The sequence below is a fragment of the Limnoraphis robusta BA-68 BA1 genome (genome assembly GCF_034932365.1).
Lineage (GTDB): Bacteria > Cyanobacteriota > Cyanobacteriia > Cyanobacteriales > Microcoleaceae > Capilliphycus > Capilliphycus robustus.
Window position 1 is genome coordinate 81,311 of the sequence record NZ_JAYGHR010000073.1, and the last position, 23,382, is coordinate 104,692.

Here is a 23,382-nt window from a genome sequence, read left to right on the forward strand (position 1 = left end):
TTCACTGGTCACTGTTCACTGATAACTGTTCACTGTTCACTGTTTAAAACCTTCTCAAAATCTGGAACATTCACCCAAGTTCCCGTCTCACTGGACTCCTGAGTTAAATCCATTAATAACTGTGAATAAACCCCCTCCCGCAACGAAGGAACCATAGATTTTCCTTGTTCAATTCCATTTACCCATTGATCAACAACCCGCACAAACGGCGCAATTCTCCCATCGGGATAAACACGCGGAAACTGTAACTTTTCAGGAATAGAAATCTCTGCTAATGCCTCTCCGTTTTTGCTTCCCCACAACTGAAAACCATGTACATAATCCTGTTGATTATCACTTCCTAAAATCAACGTTCCTTCACTTCCATAAACTTCTACCCAATGTCCCCGTCCTTGATAGCTTACTGAACTCAAACTCACTTGACAAGGCGTTCCGTCTGCTAATTCTAAGATTAAATTACAAGTATCATCTGCATCCACAGGCTTTAATTTTCCGCCTTCTGTGGGGTCAGGACGAAAGGGAATAGAAGTGCTTAATAAACTACAAATCCGGTTCACTTTCCCAAACAACCAATCAATATAATCAAACGCATGAGAACCAATCGCCCCTAACGCCCCACCGCCTTTTTCTTTTTGGGCGTACCAATTCCAAGTTCGTTCAGGATTCGCTCGACTTGACACTAACCAATCAATTTTAATTAACCGTTTTTCTCCCACATAATTTTGACTCAAAAGTTCAGCAAAATGTTGCCAAGCGGGAATAAATCTAAACTCAAAATCTAACGTCGTTACACAATTATTTTGTGTCGCTAATTGATAGAGTTTTTTCGCTTCATTTACATTCAATGTTGTTGGTTTTTCTAACAGTAAATGTTTCTTCCCTTGTAAAACAATCTTCGCCATATCATAATGTAAAAAAGGCGGCGTTGAAATCGCTACACCCGTCACATCGGGTAAAGCAACAATCTCTTCAATGGTATTCGCCGCATGAGGAATATGATGACTCTCAGCCATCGCTTTAGCTTTCTCCAGATCCCGATGATAAACCGCTACAACTTCTGTACGGGGATGTTCTTGAAATCCGGGAATATGAACCTTTTTTCCGAAGCCTGTCCCGATGACTGCAATTCCAATTTTATTCGTCATTATTCAACCTAATTCGTCAGTTTTTCAGTTCAATTTGCCTTTTTTTCAATCCATTCAATCACCTGTTTTCCTAAATTAACATGATCCAATAAATCGATCTCCCGAATTCCCGTTGGACTGGTTACATTCACTTCCGTGAGATAACCGCCAATCACATCAATTCCCACAAAATATAACCCATCTTCTCGCAATTTTGGCGCCACTTGAACACAAATTTCTCGTTCGCGATCTGTAATTTCCGTCTGAGCAACTCGTCCACCCACCGCCATATTTCCGCGAAATTCTTTCCCCGTTGGAATGCGATTAATCGCCCCTATCGGTTCTCCATCTAACAAAATAATCCGTTTATCGCCTTCTTTCGCCGCAGGTAAATAAGTTTGCACCATCACTGGTTCTCGACCTTGTTTCGTGCTAATTTCAATTAAAGAGTTAAAATTGCGATCGCCTGCTTCTAAAAATAAAATTCCTTCTCCCGCTTTTCCGCCCAAAGGCTTCAAAACAGCCGCTTCTTTTTTCTCAACAAACTCTCGAATTACCTGTTTATTTTGACTGACAATCGTTTCAGGTATTGCTTCTGTAAATTGTAAAGCATACATCTTCTCATTCGCCGCCCGTAACCCTTGAGGTGAATTAATCACCAACGTTTTTGATGAGTCAACATAATCCAGGATGTAAGTTGCATACAAATAAGGCACCGTCACAGGTGGATCAGTCCGCATAAACACCGCATCCATCTCTTCTAAAGCGAGTAACTGCGGTTGATCCAGGGAAAACCAAAGTTCAGCCGATATCCAGCGATCGCCTTCTTGTTTCACAGGGACAAGATGAACCGGAGTCAAAGTCGCCCAAGCTTTCCCTTGGCTGACAGTCAGTTGGTGTATCTCTGTGATCCAGACTTCGTGACCCAAGGCTTGGGCGGCTTCCATAATCGCCACACTACTGTCATGGCTTGGGTTTAGCTTTTCGATGGGGTCAATGATGAATGCAAATTTCATCGGATATTAGGGGGTAGGGTGAAGGAGCAACGATCAAGCCGTATTCTTTATCCTACCGCGATCGCTGACCCTTCTGACAATTCCTACCCCAAAAATTAGGCTAATAGCGGATCAAGCTTTCCTGCGGCTTCTAACGCATAGAGATCGTCACAACCGCCAATATGTTGATCATTGATAAAAACTTGCGGGACGGAACGGCGACCATTGGCACGTTGGGCCATCTTGTCTCGGGCGTCTTCATCCCCATCAATCGAGTAGTCGGTGTAGTCTACACCTTTCTTCTGAAGGAGTGATTTCGCCCGAATACAGAAAGGACAGGTACTCCAAGTATAAATTTCGACTTGAGCGGCCATAATATTGTCAGTCTGTGAGTAACATCTCCTAATTTTAAAGGCAATAGCACTTAGATTCAACTCATCTCAGGTGTTGGTTGTCAGGTGTCAGGTAGGGGCGGGTTAAAATAGATTTATTCATCTTACAAACAACCTGAGTGAACCCGCCCCTACAAAACTCTTGCCAGCTTGCCTTCCTGTTCCCAGATCCGCTTTCCCTAATTACTGTTAGATAACCTGACGTTCATTGAGAGGTTGAATCGGTCTAGCATTTCCATTGTAGAAAGATCGAAAATACTCAATTTGTTTGCTAGAAACTTCAATCGGTGTTTCAAATACTATCCAGTTTACCCCTTCACTACAGGGCGGCGTGGTTAGTGAACCTGTGTAATTGTAGTAAACTTTGTTTTCAGGTGGTAACGCACTGGCGTTAATGGCGACTCCACGAACAGGATTTTCTATGATTTCTTTGGGTACATGAGGCCATAAACTAGCAATAAAACGATTTTCTGTTCCTTCCTCTATCAAAATTCCAATCACCGCAAATTTCCCATCCGAACTTTTATGAACCAGATGAACTTCCATCGGATAAGATTTTCCATCTAACTGATGTTCACTGGGAGAATGAAAGTGAAATTGCAGTAATTCATATTGTTTGTTATCAATTTTAATTGTACTTCCCGGTTCATACTCGATCTCAATAGTATGACCTTTGTTAATAACGTTTAGCGGCGTATAATCATAACTAAATTCAATTTTGGCTTTAGGTGTTGCTGATGTCTCAATATTAATCGGAGACTGTTGCTGTCCCGTTTCACAGACAACAAATTCCTCTTTTAACTCTCCCCAATTTTCCGGCCCCATTTCACCCCGATAACCCCATTCACCTGTGTGTAGCTGATTTTTTGAACAAGCAACCGGAATAATAAACATAGTAAAAATAAAGATGATGAAGAACATCATCCAAACCTTAATTTTTTTCATTGGACTTGAGGATTTTTAGTAGAGTTCGTATTTGAGCAAAGTACAAGCTATCGTCCCATTATAAACCGGAATACGTTGTGCTGTTCTCAGTCCGACTTGCTTGGCGAGCGCCTTATTTCCAGTTATAATAAATGCAGTCCAACCCTTGAAACGTTGCTTAAAAACATCTCCAAGCTGTTGATAGAGACTTCCCAACTTTTCAACATCACCTAACCGTTCCCCATAAGGAGGATTGCAAATGATTATACCGTGATCAGCCGGAGGTTCAAGGTGAAATAATGTTGCTTGAGTCAGACGAATTTGATCTTCAACTCCACACTGTTGAGCATTATAACGGGCTTGAGCTAACATTTCCCCATCGCGATCGCATCCTACAATAATACTCTCGAGTTGTGATAATTGACTCTTTTCAGCTTCTTGATACAACGAGTCCCACAACTGTCCATCAAAATCTTGCCATTTCATAAACCCAAACGTCTCTCGAAATAGCCCTGGTGCAACGTTTAACCCCTTCAAAGCCGCTTCTAGAGGTAATGTTCCAGAACCACACATCGGGTCTAAAAAAGGCATATTCGGCTGCCATTCCGCCATTTCTAGCAACGCTGCGGCTAGAGTTTCCTTCAGGGGTGCTTTCCCCACTGCTGGCCGATATCCCCGTCGATGTAAACTATTTCCTGAACTATCTAAACTGAGAATTCCCCGATCTTGATCAATGTGAAGATTAATCACAATATCGGGATCTTCTGTGTCAATACTCGAACGTTCACCCCACTGTTGACGTTGCTGATCAACAATAGCATTCTTGACCTGTAATGCACTAAAATGAGTATGATTAAGAACACGATTTCCGCCTGTGCAGTGAACGGCGAAAGTATCATTCGGTCGAATATATTTTTCCCAAGAAATCCGTTGAACGGCTTGATACAGTTTTTTGGCATCTGAACAAGAAAAGTTCTGAATCGGAACCAATACTCTAAAAATTATTCTTGACCACAAATTCACCCGATAAAGCAATGAGCGATCGCCTTCAAAGTATACCCCGGTAAAGTCAGGACGAACCGATTTTGCACCTAATTGTTCTAACTCTTGGGCGGCAATTTCTTCTAGACTTCGAGCTACTTTAGCAAAATACTGGGTCATTCAATATGGACTTAAAAAACTAAAGCGGTCAGATGCTCCGACCGCATCGAAAATCCTCACACCACACACACAGGAATGACATACAAATTCAGCAGAGACGTCATTTACTTTTTTTTCAGGAAGGACACCGACGACTGGCCGTGTTTCGTCTCGGTGTCCTCACTGGTTCGCTCCTCACACGCTTGTAACTGTATCCAACCCATTATCCTTTTGTCAATACTCTAATCAGGATTTTTTTGTTAAATCTCCCAAAAGCCTGACGAAATAGCGGTTTAACTCGTTGAAAAAGTTTTGGGAAAGATTGACTGGACATCAGAAATCCAGTGCTTCGGCGCTGCGGAATACCCCTCAAGCACTGCTTATTCACCCCCACGCCAGCAAGTCCCGAAAAATTTTCCTCTTGGTGTCTGGTGTGTCTATTAGTCAGAAAAACCACCAAGTCACCAACTCACCAAGGGTTTTCTTCTTTGTGTCTCTGTGTCGAGCGTGGTTGATTGTAGTTGGTGAGAAAAACCACCAAGTCACCAACTCACCAAGAATTTTCCTCTTGGTGTCTGGTGTGTCTATTAGTCAGAAAAACCACCAAGTCACCAACTCACCAAGGGTTTTCTTCTTTGTGTCTCTGTGTCGAGCGTGGTTGATTGTAGTTGGTGAGAAAAACCACCAAGTCACCAACTCACCAAGAATTTTCCTCTTGGTGTCTGGTGTGTCTATTAGTCAGAAAAACCACCAAGTCACCAAGTCACCAAGGGTTTTCTTCTTTGTGTCTCTGTGTCGAGCGTGGTTGATTGTAGTTTTTTATATTTTTTCAGTAATGAAGGCTGATGAACTTGGATTAAAACTTAAAATGGGGTGTAAGTAACTGAAAAATAAACCCCGGCTTCTTGTAACGTATTTTCGTCTTTATCATCAACCTCGTTTAAAGCAATACCATAATCTATTCGACCTGTAAATCGTTCTCCTAAACGTAATTGTAATCCGAATCCAATGCCGATAATCGTCTCATTTTCTTGATTATCTTCTTCCTCCACATTCCAGCCGCGACCTAGATCAACAAACGGAACAATTTGTAATAGATTCTCTTCCCCGAAACGCACAATCGGAAACAAAGCTTCGGCGGATAAAAAGACACCATTATCTGTTAACAAAACATCCTGACGATAGCCTCTAACACTCTGAAAACCGCCCAAGGGAAATTGTTCTAACGGGACTAAAGCTCTGGTTGATAATTGTACATCTGAACGTACCACTAACAACGTATCTGGGGCTAATAATCGCACATATTGACCTTGACCTCGCCAAGAAAAAAATCGACTATCGGGGGGTTCTTTATTAATTGTCGCATCAAACGCACCTACTCCTAAACTAAATTGCGATCGCACTGCAAAAACTGATCGTGATGTTCTTTGAGTATATTCTTGAAATAAACGAATCGCTGAAATTTTGGTACTTCCATCTTCTTCCGCACCCACAGAAAGGGGTTCTTCTTCTCCTAAAATCGTCGTTTGGCTATTTTCTCGGGATAACGTTAAACCTACTGCAATATCTTGGGTGGGGGTTTGATAAATCGGTTGGCGTATGGTTAAACCAAAACGATCCGAATCTCCGGTAATATCTAGGCGATCAAATGGCTCCTCAATTACTTCTGAATTGGTGCCATAATAATCAAAACGAATTGTACCATTATAAGCGTTAAACGGAAATGTATAGTTAATATCATAGCGATCGCTTCCATCGGTATTGGTGTAAGCCGTATTAATGCGATCGCCAAAGCCTAATAAATTCGCTTCTGTCACACTTAAACCCCGACGAAAACTTCCTACACTGGGAATCCGACCATTATCAGCAATGAGTTGTAAACTAAAGGTATCTGCTGGATCGACTGTTACCGTCAAAACACTCAATTCAGGACGAGAACCCGCAGCTAATTCTGCTGAAATATTTTCAATTAATGGATCAAGTTGTAATAGTTGTAAAGCGGTCAATAAACGGTTAACATTTAAAGGGGTTTTGGTGGCGACTGCGATCCGACTGCTCACATAACTCGGTCTTAAACGTCCGGTTCCGGTAACAATAATTTCTTCTAAACCGCCTTCGATCACTTGAATTTCTAACACCCCATCAGACAGACTTTGATCGGCTGGAATGATCGCCCCAGAATTAACAAAACCCGACTCAACATAGAATTGAGTTACAGTCGTTTCGACTTGTAAAAGTTCAGCAAACGTAATCGGACGACCGACAAATTCGGCGGTGATCTCCGCTAATTCAGCATCGCTATAGGCGGTATTTCCAGTAAACTCGAACCGTTCTATCGTGATCGTATCAGGAAGACCTGGAGGTTCTAAAACAGGCGGAATAACAGTAGGTGGTTCTACGTTTAACGGAGGTTCTGGGGAAGGTTGAGGAATAGGAATCGGTGTAGGAAACGGTTCGGGGGGGTTAATCGGCTGAGGAAGTTGAGCTAAAGTTAACAATGGACTTCCTATCAGGATTAACAGCGATAATCTTAATCCCTGAGCTAATAGGCCAAACTGCATGAACTAAAATCATTTATTATTTCAGATCAAGAATAAGTCAGTTTGACAACCGATGCCAATAGTTTTGTTTAAATAATTTTCACTTTAACTTTAGTCAAGCATCCTTGTTTGACCCCAGATTGTTCGGGATATTTTTCCAGTTCAACTCTCTTGAATCTGTTCTCTCGGTATCGGCTTCGGAGGTCTGGGTATGAGTCGAGTTTGAGTGGTTTGTAATTGCTTAATGGCGATAATCAAACGCTTCAGGTGAGGCTTGATCACTTCTTGATGTTCTTGGGAGAGTTGGTTGAGTTGACTTTGCAGTTGTCCGAGATCAACATCCGGTTTATAGGGAGGAATGGGTTGTCCTTTTTGTAGTGTCAAGATCGCCTGTTGAATTTCACTCACTTGTCCGTTAACGCCCTGCAAATTTTGTTGCGTGTTGGCGATTTCTTGATGCAGTTGTTGTCGCATTTCTTCTAAGGCAGTGGAAATGTTATCCTGCATTGAAGACAGGTTTTGATTCATTATTGCTACCTGCTGTGAACGATAACTGGTTTCCAGGGAGTCTTGCAGGGGGAGTTCATCTTGTTTGTGTTGCAACGAAGCGATCTCGCTGCTGAGTTGCTGTCGAATTAGCCAAATTGCTCTGACTGAATTTCGTTCAAGCTGGTTGATTGACTGTTGAATTTCAGCCATCTCTTGTTGAGACAGTTGAACTTGCTGTTCAAGTCGGTAGCGATTGGCAACATTGAGCGACAGTGCTACAGTTAAGGGAGCCACACCGTAGAAAGCTTGACCCGACAGAGCAACCACCAAAGAACCAACCGCAGAACTGAGGAGAGAAATATATTCTGCAACTTCTAACCAGTGTCGTTGTTTCAGTTTCTTCACAACTGCACCTGAAGATAGAGAATTAGATAAGGGCATAGCCTGATTTGAAATTCGATCTGATCGGGGTTGCTCGGTGTGGGAGAGTTCAGGAAACATTGTCTTGATCTCAATAAGGGGACGACTGAAGGCGCTCGGGTAGATTTTGAGAAAGAGTTGTGTCTATCCCTAGTTTAATGGGTCTGGGATATCTCTGTCTAAATCTATACGGAACGTTAAAGCCTGGGGTTCGATAAGCTGATCCGGGTCAGCCATTCAGGGTAAACTGAAACAGCCAGTCAAACTAGAGGTTTAGATCAGTTGAGAAACGCTAAAATCTATAGGGTAGACTCAGACATCCATTCGATTTAATTGTTGTTTAGTAAAATTCCAGCTTGAAAATGAAACCTGAAAATTCGAGTTTTTTTGATAAAATCCGACCCCTTTTGAGTATGACTCTGTTTGTCATTTTAGTGATTGGAGTCGGTTTTTTAAGCATCAATTTTATTTTGGCTTTGATTGCTAAATTCAGTTAAAATCAACGTTAATGTAAAAATTTTCGGACTTGGTATTCGTAGCTGTTGACAATAGGCATTCTTAAGTCTCCCATGCGACGATCTAACGCATCGATTTCATCTTGAGGAATAGATTTCCACTGCTGGCGAGTTTCCCAACGAATTACCAAGACGATTTCTTCTTTTTGCGGATCAATCCACGTTTCTTTTCCAAGAAAACCCGGATATTGTTTGAGTCCTTGTGTCCAAACTTCTTCATCTCGCTCTAGAAAGGCTTCCCATTTTTCTTGAGGAACCTTAAACTGTAACCATTCAATTACCATTTCCATAAAAATTTGAGTTTGATCAAACCCAGGGGAATTCAAAGAATCTCCCCCATCTTGCATTCTAACGATTCTGCAAAAATTGTCCCGCTAACCGCATCGCATCAGCTACATCCACGTCACCATCTTGATCCGCATCTAAAAAGCTACTGAGTACCGAATTAGAGCTTTGTTGAGGATTTTGAGTTGGATTACCTGTTTTCAACAGATTTAACACCAAAGGAACTAAAGCAGGTAATAAACTTTGAATGGTACCAGCATCTATCCCCGTTCGGCTAGAAATCGTTTGAGCCACTTGAGCCTGTTGTTCCGGGGAAAACAGCGAACTCACCGCTTGGGAATTTTGACCCGTACCGCTATATTGATTAACAAAAGCTTGTACAGACTCATTTCCCTGGTTGGTTCGCTTCTGTTGCAATGCAGAACGGACATAACCCCCCAAAACCGATAACGCAGTTTGAGTGGTATCTGAGGAAATGCCCTGATTATTGGTGAGCTGCTGTACGGTACTCAAAATATTATCAAGCTGAGTATTACTCGCTTCTTGGTTTGGGTCGTTCAAAGCACCCACGATTTGATCGAAAAGTCCCATAAGACTAAAAAGGAATGGATGAAATTATCCCTAGTTTACCTTATTATTTTGGGCAATCCAATCTAGATGGGGTGAATCCTCCGGGCTTGTAGGTGTGCGGTTAGCATCCCGTTGAGTGTTGGATGTGTCGGGTGTCGCTGCTTAAGGAAACCGCCTCTAGGTGATCAAGGAAGCCTCAACATTGCTCTTGTAGATCTACAATTCTGAGTACAAGTCTATTGATCTCAGGTTGATCTGTCTCAACTGACTTAAAATTGATCTAAATCTTCCCAGCTCATTGCAACCTCACGGATGTCTTTAAGCTCCAAAACCCCCAACTCTTCTCTTAGTAGCCCGACTCCAGTAGGGCTAAAACTGTCGTTATTCCATCGTCTGGGGATTCGTCAGAAAATTGGCTTGGGCTATGCTCTAGTGATTGGAATTGCCATGTTAGGTGCGATCACAAGCTTTATTGTAGAAGGATACTACAAAGGAAAACTCAAAGAGCAGTTTCCCATCGATCAAGAGAAATCACAGGTTTTAACAGGGATTAATCATAATGTTTTTGAGTTGAAATCAAGCCAGGAAGAATTAGCCGGTTTAATTAATCAATCTTCATCGCTTGCCGATTCTATTTCAGAAATCCGTTCGGGAATTTTTGAAATAAACCGTCAACTTCAACAGCTTAAGTTTGTCCCAGATATTGATAATACAGAAGTTCAAAATGACTATTTAAAAATTCAAGAATTGTCTCAAAAATATACAGAAAATCTCAATCGCTACGCTCCAAAATTAGAGCAAATTTTGCAAACGCTAGAGTCCGGAAAAAAGGATCAGAAAACTCAACAAACCCTGAAAAATGCTTTAATTCAGTTTAGTCGCAGTCCAGAAGCTCAAAATTTATACAATTTATCTCAAGAATCCATCGCACTCTCCGTTAAGCTCGAAAATCGAGTCAGTCAAGGACTGAAAGCCAGTGAAAAAGCCGAAATATTAGGCAATCAAATTATCTTTTTTAGTCTACTGATTTCCTCTTTTGTCGGATTAGTGTTAGCGGTTTATATTAGTTGGGTGATCGCTTATCCGATAGAATTGATGATCAAAGTGGCGAATCAAGTGGGTGAAGAATCCGACTTTGCCATACAAATTCCCGTCACAACCGAAGATGAAATCGGAGAACTCACAGATGCTTTAAATCATCTCATTCAGAGAGTCGCTGAGTACACTGAAGAGTTAGAGAAAGCTAAATTATTAGCCGAAGCTGCCAACCGTTCAAAAAGTGTATTTCTCGCCAATATGAGTCACGAACTGCGAACTCCTTTGAATGCGATTATTGGTTATAGTGAAATGCTGCATGATGAAGCCGATGATTTGGGTTATACCGATTTTATCCCTGACTTGCAAAAAATCCAAACGGCTGGAAAACATCTGCGAGATATGATTAGCGATATTCTGGATATTTCTAAAATTGAAGCGGGTCATGTCACTCTTTATTTAGAAGATTTTGCCGTTGAAGAACAGTTACTTCAAGATGTTATGACAACGGCTAAACCTCTGGCTGAAAAGAATCGCAATGTGATTAAAGTCGAAGCTAAAAATGAAATTGGTCGAATGTACGCGGATTTGCCAAAAGTCAGACAAATCCTTTTAAACTTATTAAGTAATGCTTGTAAATTTACTCAAGATGGTACGATCACAATCTATGTTAAACGAGTCAAAACAAAGCCCTCTACGACTCGAAAAACCTCCCAATCCGGAAGTCGTTTCGGCGGAAATAAAATGCAGCAATATCTAATTTTTAAGGTAAAAGATACTGGAATTGGGATGAGTGAGGAACAACAAAAACTGATTTTCAAAGCCTTTACTCAAGCTGATGCTTCCACTACTAAACGATTTGGTGGAACTGGACTCGGACTCGCCATTAGTCAACGGCTATGTGAAATTCTCGGGGGAGGAATTACGGTTGAAAGTGAAGTCGGAAAGGGTTCAACCTTTACCGTTTGGCTTCCGGTTCATGTGAAAATGTAAACTCATACATTTTACCCTCCATAGACGACTGCGGCGATCCGTACCTGAAAGGGGAGGAATATTGTACTCAATCTCTATTCGAGGTAAGCTACAGTTTAAGAGTTGTCACGGGGATCAACATCTGGGCGATTTCTCTCGGAGATCTTCACGCTCAAATCAAAGTCAGACATTTTCAAATTGAATTGAGGATCTGATCGCTGAAGTTTACCTTTGAAAATCATCTATCCTGTCAATCAATTTTATCGTTATAGGCGAACATTCTTAACAATTTACTCTATAAATTCAAGACAAGGAGAAGAAAATCAATGCAACCCTCTGATCCGAGTAAATTCACCGAAAAATCTTGGGAAGCTTTAGCCCGAACTCCAGAAATCGTTAAACAAGCTCAACAACAACAGCTTGAAAGCGAACATTTAATGAAAGCCTTACTCGAACAAGAAGGACTCGCCAGCAGCTTATTCAGTAAAGCAGGTGTCGCTGTTCCTCAACTGCGAGAAAAAGTTGATGCTTTTATTGATCGTCAACCTAAAGTCAAAGGAAGCAGCACAAGCGTCTATTTAGGTCGTAGTCTAGATACTTTACTCGATAACGCCGAAGCCTATCGTCAAGAGTACGCTGACGAATACATCTCGATTGAACATTTGCTCTTAGCCTACACCAAAGATGATCACTTTGGCAAATCCCTCTATCAAGAATTTAAACTAGATGAAGCCAAACTTAAACAAACCATTACTCAAGTCCGAGGAACTCAAAAAGTGACCGACCAAAACCCGGAAGGGAAATATCAATCTCTCGAAAAATATGGGCGAGATCTCACCGAAGCCGCCCGTAAAGGAAAACTTGATCCGGTAATTGGACGGGATGATGAAATTCGTCGCACGATTCAAATTTTAAGTCGTCGAACTAAAAATAATCCTGTATTAATTGGAGAACCGGGAGTTGGAAAAACCGCTATCGCGGAAGGACTCGCCCAACGAATTCTCGCCGGAGATGTTCCCCAATCTCTCAAAGATCGCCAATTAATTGCTTTAGATATGGGAGCCTTAATTGCGGGGGCAAAATTCCGAGGAGAATTTGAAGAACGTCTGAAAGCAGTTCTCAAAGAAGTTACTGATTCTGAGGGTAAAATAATCCTGTTTATTGATGAAATTCATACCGTTGTTGGGGCGGGTGCAACCCAAGGCGCGATGGATGCGGGAAACTTACTCAAACCGATGTTAGCCCGAGGTGAATTGCGGTGTATTGGGGCGACTACTTTAGATGAATATCGCAAATATATCGAAAAAGATGCAGCCTTAGAACGACGGTTTCAACAAGTTTATGTCGATCAGCCGAATGTTGTTGATACCATCTCCATTTTACGCGGTTTAAAAGAACGCTATGAAGTTCATCATGGGGTGAAAATTTCTGATAGCGCTTTAGTCGCTGCGGCTACTCTTTCGACTCGTTATATTAGCGATCGCTTCTTACCTGATAAAGCGATTGATTTAGTCGATGAAGCGGCGGCTAAACTCAAGATGGAAATCACTTCTAAGCCCGAAGAACTGGATGAAATAGACCGCAAAATTCTACAACTGGAAATGGAACGGTTATCGCTGCAAAAAGAAAGCGATCTTGCTTCTATTGAACGCTTAGACAAACTCGAAAAAGATCTCGCCAACCTGAAAGAAGATCAACACGCCCTCAATGCCCAATGGGAAGCTGAAAAAAATGTGATTAGCAATATTCAGTCGATTAAAGAAGAAATTGATCGGGTGAATATTGAAGTTCAACAAGCCGAACGCAATTATGATCTTAACCGAGCGGCTGAGTTGAAATACGGCACATTATCCGAGTTGCAAAAGCAGTTACAAGCCGCAGAAGCTCAACTCCAAGCGACTCAAACCAGTGGAAAAACGCTACTGCGAGAAGAAGTTACTGAAGCCGATATCGCTGAAATTATTTCTAAATGGACGGGAATTCCGATTAGTAAATTAGTCGAGTCGGAAAAAGAAAAACTCCTCAACCTCGACAATGAACTGCATCAGCGAGTGGTTGGACAGGAAGAGGCGGTGACAGCCGTTGCAGAGGCGATTCAGCGATCGCGGGCGGGGTTAGCCGATCCCAAACGTCCGGTTGCCAGTTTCATCTTCCTCGGGCCGACAGGGGTCGGGAAAACCGAACTCGCTAAGGCGTTAGCGGCTTATTTGTTTGATACCGAAGAAGCGATGGTTCGGATTGATATGTCCGAATACATGGAGAAACACGCCGTTTCCCGGTTAATTGGCGCGCCTCCAGGATATGTTGGGTATGATGAGGGCGGTCAACTCACCGAAGCCATCCGTCGTCGTCCCTACGCGGTGATTTTGTTTGATGAAATTGAGAAAGCCCATCCCGATGTGTTTAATGTGATGTTGCAAATTCTCGATGATGGTCGCGTTACTGATGCTCAAGGTCACACCGTTGATTTTAAAAATAGTGTGATTATTATGACCAGTAATATCGGTTCTCAGTATATTCTTGATATTGCCGGAGATGATTCTCGCTATGAAGAAATGCAAGGTCGGGTGATGGATACCATGCGAACAAGTTTCCGACCGGAATTTCTCAACCGGATTGATGAAATTATTATTTTTCATCCTCTACAACGTCAACAACTGCGCCAAATTGTTCTACTACAGGTTCAACATTTAGTCGAACGGTTAGCCGAACGGAAAATGTCGTTAAAATTGACTGAAGCGGCTGTTGACTTTTTGGCCGAAGTCGGGTTTGATCCGGTGTATGGTGCGCGTCCGTTGAAACGAGCCATTCAACGAGAGTTAGAAACTCAACTTGCTAAGGGAATTTTGCGCGGGGAATTCAATGATGGAGATACAATTTTTGTAGACATTGAAAATGAGCGGTTAACGTTCAAACGGCTACCCGTTGAGTTGTTAAAAGTGAAGTAGTTCACAATACCATGTCGTGTTAGTTAGGGCGGGTTTAGTTCACTCTCTGACGGGTATCATAGATCTTATAGAACCCGCCCCTACACAATTAGGATTGATTAATCGGACATGATATTACGGGTTTATCAAGCTTTACCGAGAACTAGAAGGTAAAGACAGAGGCGGTAAAGGGGCTTGAGGTTCAGAAGAAGAATGATGTCCGTTTTTCTGAGTTTCGGGATAATCTTCTGAAATCAAAAGTTCACGAATTAACCGCGCCGCCGTTTTTTGGGCTAACTCACCCGCGACTTGTTGACCGAGTTGACGAACTTCGGGTTTCGCTAATAATTCTGGAACTTTTTGAACCAAAATCATCGGATCAAATCCCTTAGTTTCTTGCAAAATCGCGACAATGCGCTGAATCTGTTCTAAATTGCTTTGATTTTGAGTGGAGGTGACGACAGGTTTTGTACCATTGGACGATGGGGGTTTAATACCCATCCATTCTGCCACTTTCAATTGGGCTTTTGTCAGGGCGTTGCGAGAGGCTAAATCGATATTTTTAACAATTTCATTGGCTAGCCGTTCTCGGATAAATGCTCCCCGTTCTGAGAATAAAAAGTCTAACGTCTGGTCGAGAACTTGGTTAATATCATAATCATCACTATCGCGAGCATTTTTGAGCAGATTTTCTAGACGGTTCCAACGCAGAGAACCATCTTTAAACAGCAAATCTTTTAGAGAAGTTCTTAGTTGGGGAGAAGGGTCGGTTAATAACCGTTTAGCCACGTAGGGATAGGCTTTACTCAGGACTTTAAAGTTCGGATCTACGTTTATTGCAATTCCTTCTAACGTTACTAAGGAGCGAATAATCAGCGCGTAGTAAGCCGGAACTCGGAAGGGATATTCATACATCAACGCCGAGAGTTTATCGGTAATACTTTTGAAGTTGAGTTCTGCAACACTCGCACCGAGCGCATCATTAAAAACAGAAGCCAGAGCGGGAATAATCGGCGTTAAATCCGTATCAGGAGTTAAAAATTCCAGTTTGACATAATCGTTTGCTAATCCCTCAAAATCTCGGTTGACCAAATGCACCACCGCTTCAAGTAAACCATAGCGTTGATAGGGCTTGACTTCACTCATCATCCCAAAATCTAGATAAACCAACTTGCCATCGGGACTGGCGAGTAAGTTACCGGGGTGAGGGTCAGCATGAAAAAATCCATGTTCGAGTAACTGACGCAGGGAACATTGTACTCCCACTTCAATCAGGTAACGAGCATCAATTCCTTTGGCTTGAATTTCATCTAAATTGGTTAATTTTGTTCCATTCACCCACTCCATTGTTAACACTCGTCGTCCGGTGTATTCCCAGTAAATTTTAGGAACATAAATATCCGGCAAATGACCATAGAGTTTTTGGAAGCGTTCGGCGTTGCGACCTTCGTGAGTATAGTCCATTTCCTCAAAAATTCGGTAGCCAAACTCATCCATGATGGCGACTAAATCGCTGCGAATGCGGGTAATCTTTTTTTGCGCCCAAATTGCCAGAGTTCGCAACAGGTGAATATCGAGTGCAATAGATTCTGATAAGCCGGGACGTTGAACTTTAACGGCAACGGTTTCGCCTGTTTTGAGTTTTCCTTTATAAACTTGTCCTAAAGAAGCTGCTGCTAGGGGATTGGCAGAAAGTTCGGCATAGATTTCGTGAGGCTTGCCGCCGAGTTCTTCTTCGATAAAACCATAGGCAATTTCATTAGAGAAAGGAGGAAGTTGGTCTTGGAGTTTGGTTAATTCTTCTAAAAAAATCGGTGAAACTAAATCAGGTCTTGTGGATAAGGCTTGTCCAACTTTGATAAATGCAGGGCCGAGTTGGGTGAGTGTTTGACGCAGTTGTGTCGCTCGTTTGATCTCATTTTTCTCAGCACGTCCTCTTTTTTTGTCGAGCCAGATCCCCAATGCCAATGCAGAAAATTTCCAGATGATCGTGAGCAGTCGTCCCCAAACTTGTAAAAAGCGAGAGCGGTAATGGGCTGCAATCGCAACTGGATCGTAACGTAGAGAATCGTCAGGGGCATCTGAGGATGGATATTGCGATTCGTCTAGGATGGGAATGTCCTCAACAGTCACAAGCTGGGATTCCACATCTACAGTATTGGGGGTGAGCGGATCAATGGGATAAGGCGCTGTAGCTCTCATAGGAGTTGGGGGTTGATTCACAACCCTGGGTAAAGTCGGCGATACCGTCTTGATATCCATAAAGTATAGGATTTAGTCTGAGCAGTATTGTTAACTATTGTAACAACATCGGCTCATGCACTTTCAATATCTTCAGGTTCGGACTTCATCAGTCGATTACAGATCTCGTGTAGATGTTGTTGGGTATTGGCTGGAAGTCGCGGTTGAGGCATATCTAAGTTCGGCCAACTGGGTAAATCAAAGCAGGGACAACAGCTTGCTGGCATTCCCCGAGTCCGGGACGGTACGGGCATCGCACAACGAGCGCATTCTTCTATTTCCCAAGCGTTTGTCAGCAGTTCACTAATGGGTACGTCTGTCCCTTCTAGGTAGCAATCCCCTGACTCTGGAGAGAGGATTTCTTGCCAGCAGTTTTCAAATTCTGGGCTGTAGTGATCGCCCTCAAACAGGGGTTGAGGTAACAAAGATTGTTCTCCATTGCGAAGAAGAACTTTTTTGCCCAATTGAAACCAGTATGCCAGATATTGTTTAACTTGACGGTACGAAGACATTGGTCGTTCTGATTAGAGTTAGCGTTCTGTTTTATTTTATCGAGAGTTGACGGCTCTGAGGAGCTTCTATTCTGGATTAAATCTAAAGTTTATCCCCATATATTGAACCCCAGACCGAAATCAATCTGCAAAAACAGCTTCGATCTGGTGATGAAATTTATACTGAATAGATGGCTTTTAGTGTAGTCAAAAACCAACGGCAAAGTGATCTAACTTCAGGCGAAAAAAATAATCAATCTCTAGAAAGAGTTGTGAACGTTTATCAAGCAGAGACCAAAATTCTCTAAGTTTTATTTGAAAATTCTGCTCAAATGGGTTTAATCCAGAAAAAAAGTCCATCAATGATCACTCACCAGTCGCGTAGGGGCAATTCATGAATTACCCCTACCCGTCACCAGCTTTGCCTCTTGCAAGATTGCCGATGAGTAAATTGTGAGTAAAAAGTAAAGTTCTAAACTAAACCTTAAAGGCTTAAAGCTTTACGGGGTCAGGAGAGAAAATGGTTGTACACTATGTAGTTGAGAACGATTAAGTCCCTAGATATTATGGAACTGCTCTATCAATACGCCTGGTTGATTCCAGTATTGCCCTTACTCGGGGCGATGTTTGTTGGGATAGGCTTAATTTCATTTAGTCGAGCCACCAACAGTCTCAGAAAAGCAAGTGCAGTATTTATCGTCTCCCTACTGGGAGGGTCGATGGTGCTGTCGTTTGCCATACTCTGGAGTCAAATCAACGGCCACGAACCCTATACCTACATGATTGAATGGGCAGCCGCAGGGGATTTTACCTTGCGTATGGGCTACACCATTGACCATCTGGCTTCAGTCATGTTGGCGATTGTTAGCACTGTAGCCTTTTTGGTGATGGTATACACCGATGGTTACATGGCTCACGATCCGGGATATGTGCGTTTTTATGCGTACTTGAGCCTATTTAGCTCCTCAATGTTAGGCTTGGTGATCTGTCCGAACTTGGTACAGGTTTACATCTTCTGGGAACTGGTGGGGATGTGTTCCTACCTGTTGATCGGATTTTGGTACGATCGCAAACCGGCCGCCGATGCTTGCCAAAAAGCCTTTGTAACCAACCGTGTGGGTGACTTTGGCTTGTTACTCGGAATGTTAGGTTTATTTTGGGCAACCAACACCTTTGATTTTGAGTTGATGGGTGAACGCTTAGAAACCCTCGTCGAAACAGGCGGTTTAAGCGTTGCCTTAGCCAGTCTATTTGCAATTTTGGTGTTTTTAGGCCCGGTTGCCAAATCTGCCCAATTCCCCCTTCACGTCTGGCTACCCGACGCGATGGAAGGCCCGACGCCGATTTCAGCTTTAATTCACGCGGCGACAATGGTTGCAGCCGGAGTATTCCTGATCGCCCGGATGTATCCGGTGTTTGAAGGTTTGCCCATCGTGATGAACGTCATCGCCTGGACGGGCTGTTTTACGGCGTTTCTGGGGGCTACGATCGCCCTAACCCAAAACGACATCAAAAAAGGTCTCGCTTATTCCACCATCTCCCAACTCGGTTATATGGTGATGGCAATGGGTGTCGGTGCTTACAGCGCTGGACTGTTTCACCTGATGACTCATGCTTATTTTAAAGCGATGTTGTTCCTGTGTTCGGGTTCTGTCATTCACGGTATGGAAGCCGTTGTCGGACATGACCCGGTTTTAGCCCAGGATATGCGCTTAATGGGCGGACTGCGGAAATATATGCCGATTACGTCCGCTTGTTTCTTGATCGGTACCCTGGCAATTTCTGGAATTCCTCCCTTTGCAGGATTTTGGTCAAAAGACGAAATCTTGGGTAATGCCTTTGAAGCCAATCCCGCCTTATGGGTTGTGGGTTGGTTAACGGCGGGGATGACGGCGTTTTATATGTTCCGGATGTACTTCAGCACCTTTGAAGGCGGTTTCCGGGGCAATGACGCCACGATTAAACAACAACTGTTAGCCGCAGCCAATGGCCCTAATTATGCGTTTGGCCCCGGTGCGATGAATCCTCAAGAGTTGGTCGCGGAAGTTGAGGAACACGGCCACGATGATCACGGTCACGATCATGGTCATGGTCACAGTCATTCTCCTCACGAGTCCCCCTGGGCGATGACAATTCCCTTGATGACGTTGGCGATACCGTCGATGTTGATTGGGTTGTTGGGAACGCCTTTTGCCAACTATTTTGAGGAGTTTATTCACGCCCCCAGTGAAACGGAAGCGCAAATTCTCGAAAAAGCGGCAGAGTTTGATTTAACTGAATTTCTGATTATGGCGGGAAATTCGGTGGGTATTGCTTTACTGGGAATTACACTCGCTTCTTTGATGTATCTCAGTCGTAAAATTGATCCTTCAGCGATCGCTGAGAAAATCAAGCCATTATATCTGTTTTCTCTCAATAAATGGTATCTTGACGACTTGAATGATTTCTTGTTTGTTCAAGGTCTACGTCGTCTCGCCCGTCAGGTGATGGAGGTTGATTTCCGTGTGGTTGATGGTGCCGTTAACCTCACGGGTTTAGTCACGCTATTATCCGGTGAAGGGTTGAAATATTTGGAGAATGGTCGCGCCCAATTTTACGCCTTAATTGTATTTGGGGCGGTATTGGGTTTTGTGGTGTTCTCCGGCGTCAGTTAGGTTTGTAAGCCAAAAGGGAATAGGGGATAATTTAGACTGTTCTAAACAATACCTATTTCCCTTTTCAACAAAAGCTTTCATGCTTATATCCTGTCCGGTTGATTAATTGCGTTATGGGGTCAGGGCGGGTTTATCTAAATTTTTCCTTCCAGACCGAAATCTCAGCAGAACCCGCCCCTACAAAATGATCATTAATTAATCGGATGTGATATTACAAGTTCACAATGTATCCTGAAATTCATCTATCTTCTCTCCCTTCTGTCTCTCTTTTAAGCAAAGATATACTTCCACATTGTTCGGCTATTTACTTCCTATTAGACTCAGAAAATCGAGTTTGGTATATTGGACAAGCAACGAACTTGTGTGCGAGATGGAAAGATCATCATCGGTTTGAACAACTCCAAAAACAGAACCGAAAAAGTAATATTAGAATAGCTTGGTTAGTTTGCGAAAACGATAAAGAGTTACTGGATAAAACGGAACGTTATTTCATAGATTTGTACCAACCTCTACTCAATAAAACACCAGTACCCGCTAAAAAAATTATCCCATCAGAAATCGCTTTACAGAAAACACTCATCAAACTGTCTAAACTCAATGTAATCATCTTAGGAATAGCTTCACCTCACAATTCTTCTAAGCCAACAGTTTATCTGAAGTATCCAGTTTTAGGTCGTCGAGGGTTGTCAGGAACAGTTAGCAGTATTTTCAAGTCGGATAATAGAGCAACTTGCTTAAGGTGGAAGAAATATGACACTCGCTACAAATTTAATTTTTGGGAAACACGTTGCAATGGTATTACCATAGATGTTGCACCTTTCGATGGATTAGTATTTGTATTAGAAAGAACTAAAATCCAGAAGTTATTGGAAGTTGAAATGTTGTGTCTAAAAGATCCAGAATTTAAAGAAATTGTGGAGTTATGGCCGTTTATGGAACAACAGCCTCCTGGGTTATCTATCTTAGAACAAGATCCGATTCCTCGACTTTGGACAAATCTCGTTTAAAGTCTGAAGAAAAGGTGAAGTATAGGCGGTATTACCCAAATTTTGCGGATCTATAATAACTTAGCACTGATTGTATCATCAGACATGAATCTCGAACATTTTCCCTGGTTAACGACTACTATTCTATTTCCCATTGTCGCCGCGTTGCTGGTGCCGTTTATTCCCGACAAAGACGGGCGCACGGTACGCTGGTATGCTTTGATCATTGGGCTGATAGACTTTGCTATTATTGTTTACGCTTTTTGTACCGAGTACGACTTCAACAAACCCGGCTTACAACTGTTTGAAAGCTACGCCTGGATACCTCAACTCGATTTAAACTGGTCTGTTGGGGCGGATGGTTTGGCAATGCCTCTGATTTTGCTAACGGGATTTATTACCACCCTGGCAATTTTAGCAGCTTGGCCTGTCACATTCAAACCGAAGCTGTTCTACTTCCTGATGTTAGCGATGTACGGCGGACAAATCGCTGTCTTTGCGGTTCAGGATATGTTACTGTTCTTCCTAGCCTGGGAACTGGAACTCGTTCCGGTTTACATGATTTTAGCGATTTGGGGCGGTAAAAAGCGTCAATACGCCGCGACAAAGTTTATTTTGTACACCGCAGGGGGTTCGCTGTTTATCCTGGTTGGCGCCCTAACGATGGCTTTCTACGGCGATACCGTGACGTTTGATATGTCTGCGATCGCCGCGAAGGATTTCCCGATTAAACTAGAACTATTGCTGTATGGTGGCTTCCTGATTGCCTACGGCGTGAAATTGCCGATTTTCCCCCTCCACACCTGGCTACCCGACGCACACGGAGAAGCCACAGCCCCGGCGCATATGTTACTGGCGGGAATTTTGCTGAAAATGGGGGGTTATGCGTTACTACGGATGAACGTAGGAATGTTACCCGATGCCCATGCGACGTTTGCCCCGATTTTAATCATATTAGGGGTTGTGAATATTATCTACGCTGCCCTGACGTCTTTTGCTCAACGAAATCTCAAGCGGAAAATTGCCTATTCTTCTATTTCTCACATGGGTTTTGTTTTAATTGGCATGGCATCTTTTACCGAAATTGGGTTAAGTGGTGCGATGCTGCAAATGATTTCTCATGGGTTAATTGGGGCGAGTTTGTTTTTCCTTGTCGGTTGTACCTATGACCGTACCCATACATTGATGTTAGATGAAATGGGCGGTGTTGGGACGAAGATGAAGAAAGTTTTTGCGATGTGGACGGCTTGTTCAATGGCGTCATTGGCGTTACCCGGAATGAGTGGATTTGTTGCAGAAGTGATGATCTTTATTGGTATTTCTACCAGTGATGCTTACAGTCCGACGTTCAAAGTTTTAGTGGTGTTTCTAGCGGCAGTTGGGGTGATTTTAACGCCAATTTATCTGCTTTCAATGTTACGAGAACTCCTCTATGGCCCGGAAAACAAAGAGTTAACTTCTCACGAAAAACTGGTGGATGCCGAACCTCGGGAAGTGTTTGTCATTGCCTGTTTATTAGTACCCATTATTGGGATTGGGTTGTATCCGAAGATTGTTACTCAAATCTATGATTCAACCACAACGCAGTTAACGGCTTTGATTCGTCAATCGGTGCCAACGTTAGGAGATAATCCTCCTATTGCCCAACAAAAGCAAGAGTTGTTGTCATTTACAGCACCGAATATTCCTCAGAAATAACCTGAATTGTCTGTAGAGTCCCCCCAATTTTAGGGGGTTTTTTTATGGGAAAAATTAACCACGAAGACACAAAGACACTAAGATTTTCTCCGGAATTCAATGATGGTACATTTACAGGTATCTTTACCCTAACCGACGCTTCGTGTTCAATATCAAAACAGTTATCCGGTTCAATGCCTTGCATCATTTCTGGATTTTTGAACGTTGTTGAACCCAAAGGACAAAACTCAAGATCAAGTTCTTCTAAAAGGATTTCAATATTAATGGGGTGGTGAAACCGGAGGGGAGAACTTGTCGATTTGGAGTACAAAATTCTATAATAAAAAACATCAATCAACCTTTTTCTACAACAACCAATGGAACCGGTAGAACTGACCGTTGCCGCTTTAGCTGCGCTGATCATCACCAAAGCAACAGAAAAAACAGGCGAGAAACTGGGGGAAAAGTTATTTGACCAAGGGGGAACTTTGCTGCAACAGCTTCGGCGTAAATCTCCCCAAACTGCATTAGCTATTGAAAAGGTCAATGAAACGCCTTTAGATTGGGGTCAAGCGGTGATTGATGTCAAGAAAACGGCAGAAAGCGATCCGGAATTTGCTAAAGTAGTTGAGGATGTGGAAGCAACCATAATCGAAGATGCAGACCTCAGAAAGAGGTTAGAAGAAATTGCGACAACCATTAAATCTCAACCTGCAACCGTTAACAATTCCGCCAAGTTAGCCGAGAAAATTAACGCTTTGTTTCAGGGAACAACCATCACAGGTGGTAACGTTGGAAATACAGGTATTGTAGGTAGTACCATTGAAGGCGGTACATTTAATATATGACTGCATCCAAGCCCCCAAACCCCCAATACTGGCAGGGCTGTTTCATTCTAGCAAAATCCAAAGCCTAGACCACCTGTTATTAAGCCATCTTTGACCTTCAGTAATAGAGACAAATCCTAACAGTCGAAACAGATTCATTGCTATAGTTTGGAGGATG

Annotated in this window: 18 protein-coding genes; 7 read left to right on the forward strand and 11 right to left on the reverse strand. The window is 42.7% G+C overall.

Annotation, left to right across the window (positions count from 1 at the left end; translation table 11 throughout):
• Window positions 1–29: 29 nt before the first annotated feature.
• The 5 genes from VB836_RS20980 to VB836_RS21000 all read right to left on the reverse strand — a co-directional run bounded on the left by VB836_RS20980 (window position 30) and on the right by VB836_RS21000 (window position 4,596).
• Window positions 30–1,145: a Gfo/Idh/MocA family protein gene (locus tag VB836_RS20980; protein WP_323222226.1), complete on the reverse strand. Its 1,116-nt coding sequence runs from the start codon at window positions 1,143–1,145 to the stop codon at window positions 30–32.
• A 29-nt stretch (window positions 1,146–1,174) separates the two neighbouring features.
• Window positions 1,175–2,140: a glutathione synthase gene (gene gshB / locus VB836_RS20985; RefSeq protein ID WP_323222228.1), complete on the reverse strand. Its 966-nt coding sequence runs from the start codon at window positions 2,138–2,140 to the stop codon at window positions 1,175–1,177.
• 95 nt (window positions 2,141–2,235) lie between these two features.
• The gene (grxC, locus tag VB836_RS20990) at window positions 2,236–2,493 is read right to left on the reverse strand and encodes a glutaredoxin 3 (protein WP_323222231.1); all 258 of its coding nucleotides are present in this window, start codon (window positions 2,491–2,493) and stop codon (window positions 2,236–2,238) included.
• A 207-nt stretch (window positions 2,494–2,700) separates the two neighbouring features.
• On the reverse strand, window positions 2,701–3,456 hold the full coding sequence (locus VB836_RS20995; RefSeq protein ID WP_323222233.1) for a carbonic anhydrase: 756 nt from the start codon (window positions 3,454–3,456) through the stop codon (window positions 2,701–2,703).
• 15 nt (window positions 3,457–3,471) lie between these two features.
• Window positions 3,472–4,596, reverse strand: coding sequence for a THUMP domain-containing class I SAM-dependent RNA methyltransferase (locus tag VB836_RS21000; RefSeq protein ID WP_323222235.1), 1,125 nt, complete (start codon window positions 4,594–4,596; stop codon window positions 3,472–3,474).
• 280 nt (window positions 4,597–4,876) lie between these two features.
• On the opposite strand from VB836_RS21000, the gene VB836_RS21005 reads away from it, so the two are divergent.
• Window positions 4,877–5,458 carry a hypothetical protein gene (locus VB836_RS21005; protein ID WP_323222237.1) on the forward strand — a complete coding sequence of 194 codons (582 nt, stop codon included), beginning with the start codon at window positions 4,877–4,879 and terminating at the stop codon, window positions 5,456–5,458.
• Here VB836_RS21005 and VB836_RS21010 read toward each other — a convergent pair.
• The 4 genes from VB836_RS21010 to VB836_RS21025 form a co-directional block, all read right to left on the reverse strand.
• On the reverse strand, window positions 5,439–7,136 hold the full coding sequence (locus VB836_RS21010; protein ID WP_046278308.1) for a ShlB/FhaC/HecB family hemolysin secretion/activation protein: 1,698 nt from the start codon (window positions 7,134–7,136) through the stop codon (window positions 5,439–5,441). The genes VB836_RS21005 and VB836_RS21010 overlap by 20 nt on opposite strands.
• A gap of 141 nt (window positions 7,137–7,277) precedes the next feature.
• Window positions 7,278–8,045 carry an AAA family ATPase gene (locus tag VB836_RS21015; protein ID WP_152964934.1) on the reverse strand — a complete coding sequence of 256 codons (768 nt, stop codon included), beginning with the start codon at window positions 8,043–8,045 and terminating at the stop codon, window positions 7,278–7,280.
• A gap of 484 nt (window positions 8,046–8,529) precedes the next feature.
• On the reverse strand, window positions 8,530–8,829 hold the full coding sequence (locus VB836_RS21020) for a TIGR03792 family protein (RefSeq protein WP_323222240.1): 300 nt from the start codon (window positions 8,827–8,829) through the stop codon (window positions 8,530–8,532).
• 58 nt (window positions 8,830–8,887) lie between these two features.
• Window positions 8,888–9,415, reverse strand: a complete 528-nt coding sequence (locus VB836_RS21025; RefSeq protein ID WP_323222242.1) for a DUF937 domain-containing protein — start codon at window positions 9,413–9,415, stop codon at window positions 8,888–8,890.
• A 291-nt stretch (window positions 9,416–9,706) separates the two neighbouring features.
• Between VB836_RS21025 and VB836_RS21030 the strand changes: the two genes are divergently transcribed.
• Both VB836_RS21030 and clpB read left to right on the forward strand, forming a co-directional pair.
• Window positions 9,707–11,422, forward strand: coding sequence for a sensor histidine kinase (locus VB836_RS21030; RefSeq protein ID WP_323222243.1), 1,716 nt, complete (start codon window positions 9,707–9,709; stop codon window positions 11,420–11,422).
• Between the two features lie 305 nt (window positions 11,423–11,727).
• Window positions 11,728–14,349, forward strand: a complete 2,622-nt coding sequence (gene clpB / locus VB836_RS21035) for an ATP-dependent chaperone ClpB (protein ID WP_323222244.1) — start codon at window positions 11,728–11,730, stop codon at window positions 14,347–14,349.
• Between the two features lie 132 nt (window positions 14,350–14,481).
• Here clpB and VB836_RS21040 read toward each other — a convergent pair whose 3' ends face one another.
• Both VB836_RS21040 and VB836_RS21045 read right to left on the reverse strand, forming a co-directional pair.
• Window positions 14,482–16,530 carry an ABC1 kinase family protein gene (locus VB836_RS21040; RefSeq protein ID WP_407659717.1) on the reverse strand — a complete coding sequence of 683 codons (2,049 nt, stop codon included), beginning with the start codon at window positions 16,528–16,530 and terminating at the stop codon, window positions 14,482–14,484.
• A 113-nt stretch (window positions 16,531–16,643) separates the two neighbouring features.
• On the reverse strand, window positions 16,644–17,081 hold the full coding sequence (locus VB836_RS21045) for a hypothetical protein (protein ID WP_323222248.1): 438 nt from the start codon (window positions 17,079–17,081) through the stop codon (window positions 16,644–16,646).
• Between the two features lie 545 nt (window positions 17,082–17,626).
• Here VB836_RS21045 and VB836_RS21050 point away from each other — a divergent pair.
• The 4 genes from VB836_RS21050 to VB836_RS21065 all read left to right on the forward strand — a co-directional run bounded on the left by VB836_RS21050 (window position 17,627) and on the right by VB836_RS21065 (window position 23,225).
• Window positions 17,627–19,714, forward strand: a complete 2,088-nt coding sequence (locus VB836_RS21050; RefSeq protein WP_323222249.1) for an NAD(P)H-quinone oxidoreductase subunit 5 — start codon at window positions 17,627–17,629, stop codon at window positions 19,712–19,714.
• 224 nt (window positions 19,715–19,938) lie between these two features.
• Entirely contained in the window at window positions 19,939–20,721 is a 783-nt protein-coding gene (locus VB836_RS21055; RefSeq protein WP_323222251.1) for a GIY-YIG nuclease family protein, read from the forward strand.
• Window positions 20,722–20,805: 84 nt separating this feature from the next.
• Window positions 20,806–22,398 (forward strand): NAD(P)H-quinone oxidoreductase subunit 4, encoded by a 1,593-nt coding sequence (locus VB836_RS21060; RefSeq protein ID WP_323222253.1) that lies wholly within the window; start codon window positions 20,806–20,808, stop codon window positions 22,396–22,398.
• A 356-nt stretch (window positions 22,399–22,754) separates the two neighbouring features.
• Window positions 22,755–23,225, forward strand: a complete 471-nt coding sequence (locus VB836_RS21065; protein WP_323222255.1) for a hypothetical protein — start codon at window positions 22,755–22,757, stop codon at window positions 23,223–23,225.
• The last annotated feature ends 157 nt before the right edge of the window (window positions 23,226–23,382 follow it).

Bases quoted from the DNA above. Each gene is read 5' to 3' on its own strand.
- VB836_RS21020 (WP_323222240.1), bottom strand. From the start codon at position 8,829: ATGGAAATGGTAATTGAATGGTTACAGTTTAAGGTTCCTCAAGAAAAA.
- VB836_RS21015 (WP_152964934.1), bottom strand. From the start codon at position 8,045: ATGCCCTTATCTAATTCTCTATCTTCAGGTGCAGTTGTGAAGAAACTG.
- clpB (WP_323222244.1), top strand. From the start codon at position 11,728: ATGCAACCCTCTGATCCGAGTAAATTCACCGAAAAATCTTGGGAAGCT.
- VB836_RS21065 (WP_323222255.1), top strand. From the start codon at position 22,755: ATGGAACCGGTAGAACTGACCGTTGCCGCTTTAGCTGCGCTGATCATC.
- VB836_RS21025 (WP_323222242.1), bottom strand. From the start codon at position 9,415: ATGGGACTTTTCGATCAAATCGTGGGTGCTTTGAACGACCCAAACCAA.
- VB836_RS21030 (WP_323222243.1), top strand. From the start codon at position 9,707: ATGTCTTTAAGCTCCAAAACCCCCAACTCTTCTCTTAGTAGCCCGACT.
- grxC (WP_323222231.1), bottom strand. From the start codon at position 2,493: ATGGCCGCTCAAGTCGAAATTTATACTTGGAGTACCTGTCCTTTCTGT.
- VB836_RS21050 (WP_323222249.1), top strand. From the start codon at position 17,627: ATGGAACTGCTCTATCAATACGCCTGGTTGATTCCAGTATTGCCCTTA.
- VB836_RS21040 (WP_407659717.1), bottom strand. From the start codon at position 16,530: ATGAGAGCTACAGCGCCTTATCCCATTGATCCGCTCACCCCCAATACT.
- VB836_RS21060 (WP_323222253.1), top strand. From the start codon at position 20,806: ATGAATCTCGAACATTTTCCCTGGTTAACGACTACTATTCTATTTCCC.
- VB836_RS20995 (WP_323222233.1), bottom strand. From the start codon at position 3,456: ATGAAAAAAATTAAGGTTTGGATGATGTTCTTCATCATCTTTATTTTT.
- VB836_RS21000 (WP_323222235.1), bottom strand. From the start codon at position 4,596: ATGACCCAGTATTTTGCTAAAGTAGCTCGAAGTCTAGAAGAAATTGCC.
- VB836_RS21045 (WP_323222248.1), bottom strand. From the start codon at position 17,081: ATGTCTTCGTACCGTCAAGTTAAACAATATCTGGCATACTGGTTTCAA.
- gshB (WP_323222228.1), bottom strand. From the start codon at position 2,140: ATGAAATTTGCATTCATCATTGACCCCATCGAAAAGCTAAACCCAAGC.
- VB836_RS21010 (WP_046278308.1), bottom strand. From the start codon at position 7,136: ATGCAGTTTGGCCTATTAGCTCAGGGATTAAGATTATCGCTGTTAATC.
- VB836_RS20980 (WP_323222226.1), bottom strand. From the start codon at position 1,145: ATGACGAATAAAATTGGAATTGCAGTCATCGGGACAGGCTTCGGAAAA.
- VB836_RS21055 (WP_323222251.1), top strand. From the start codon at position 19,939: ATGTATCCTGAAATTCATCTATCTTCTCTCCCTTCTGTCTCTCTTTTA.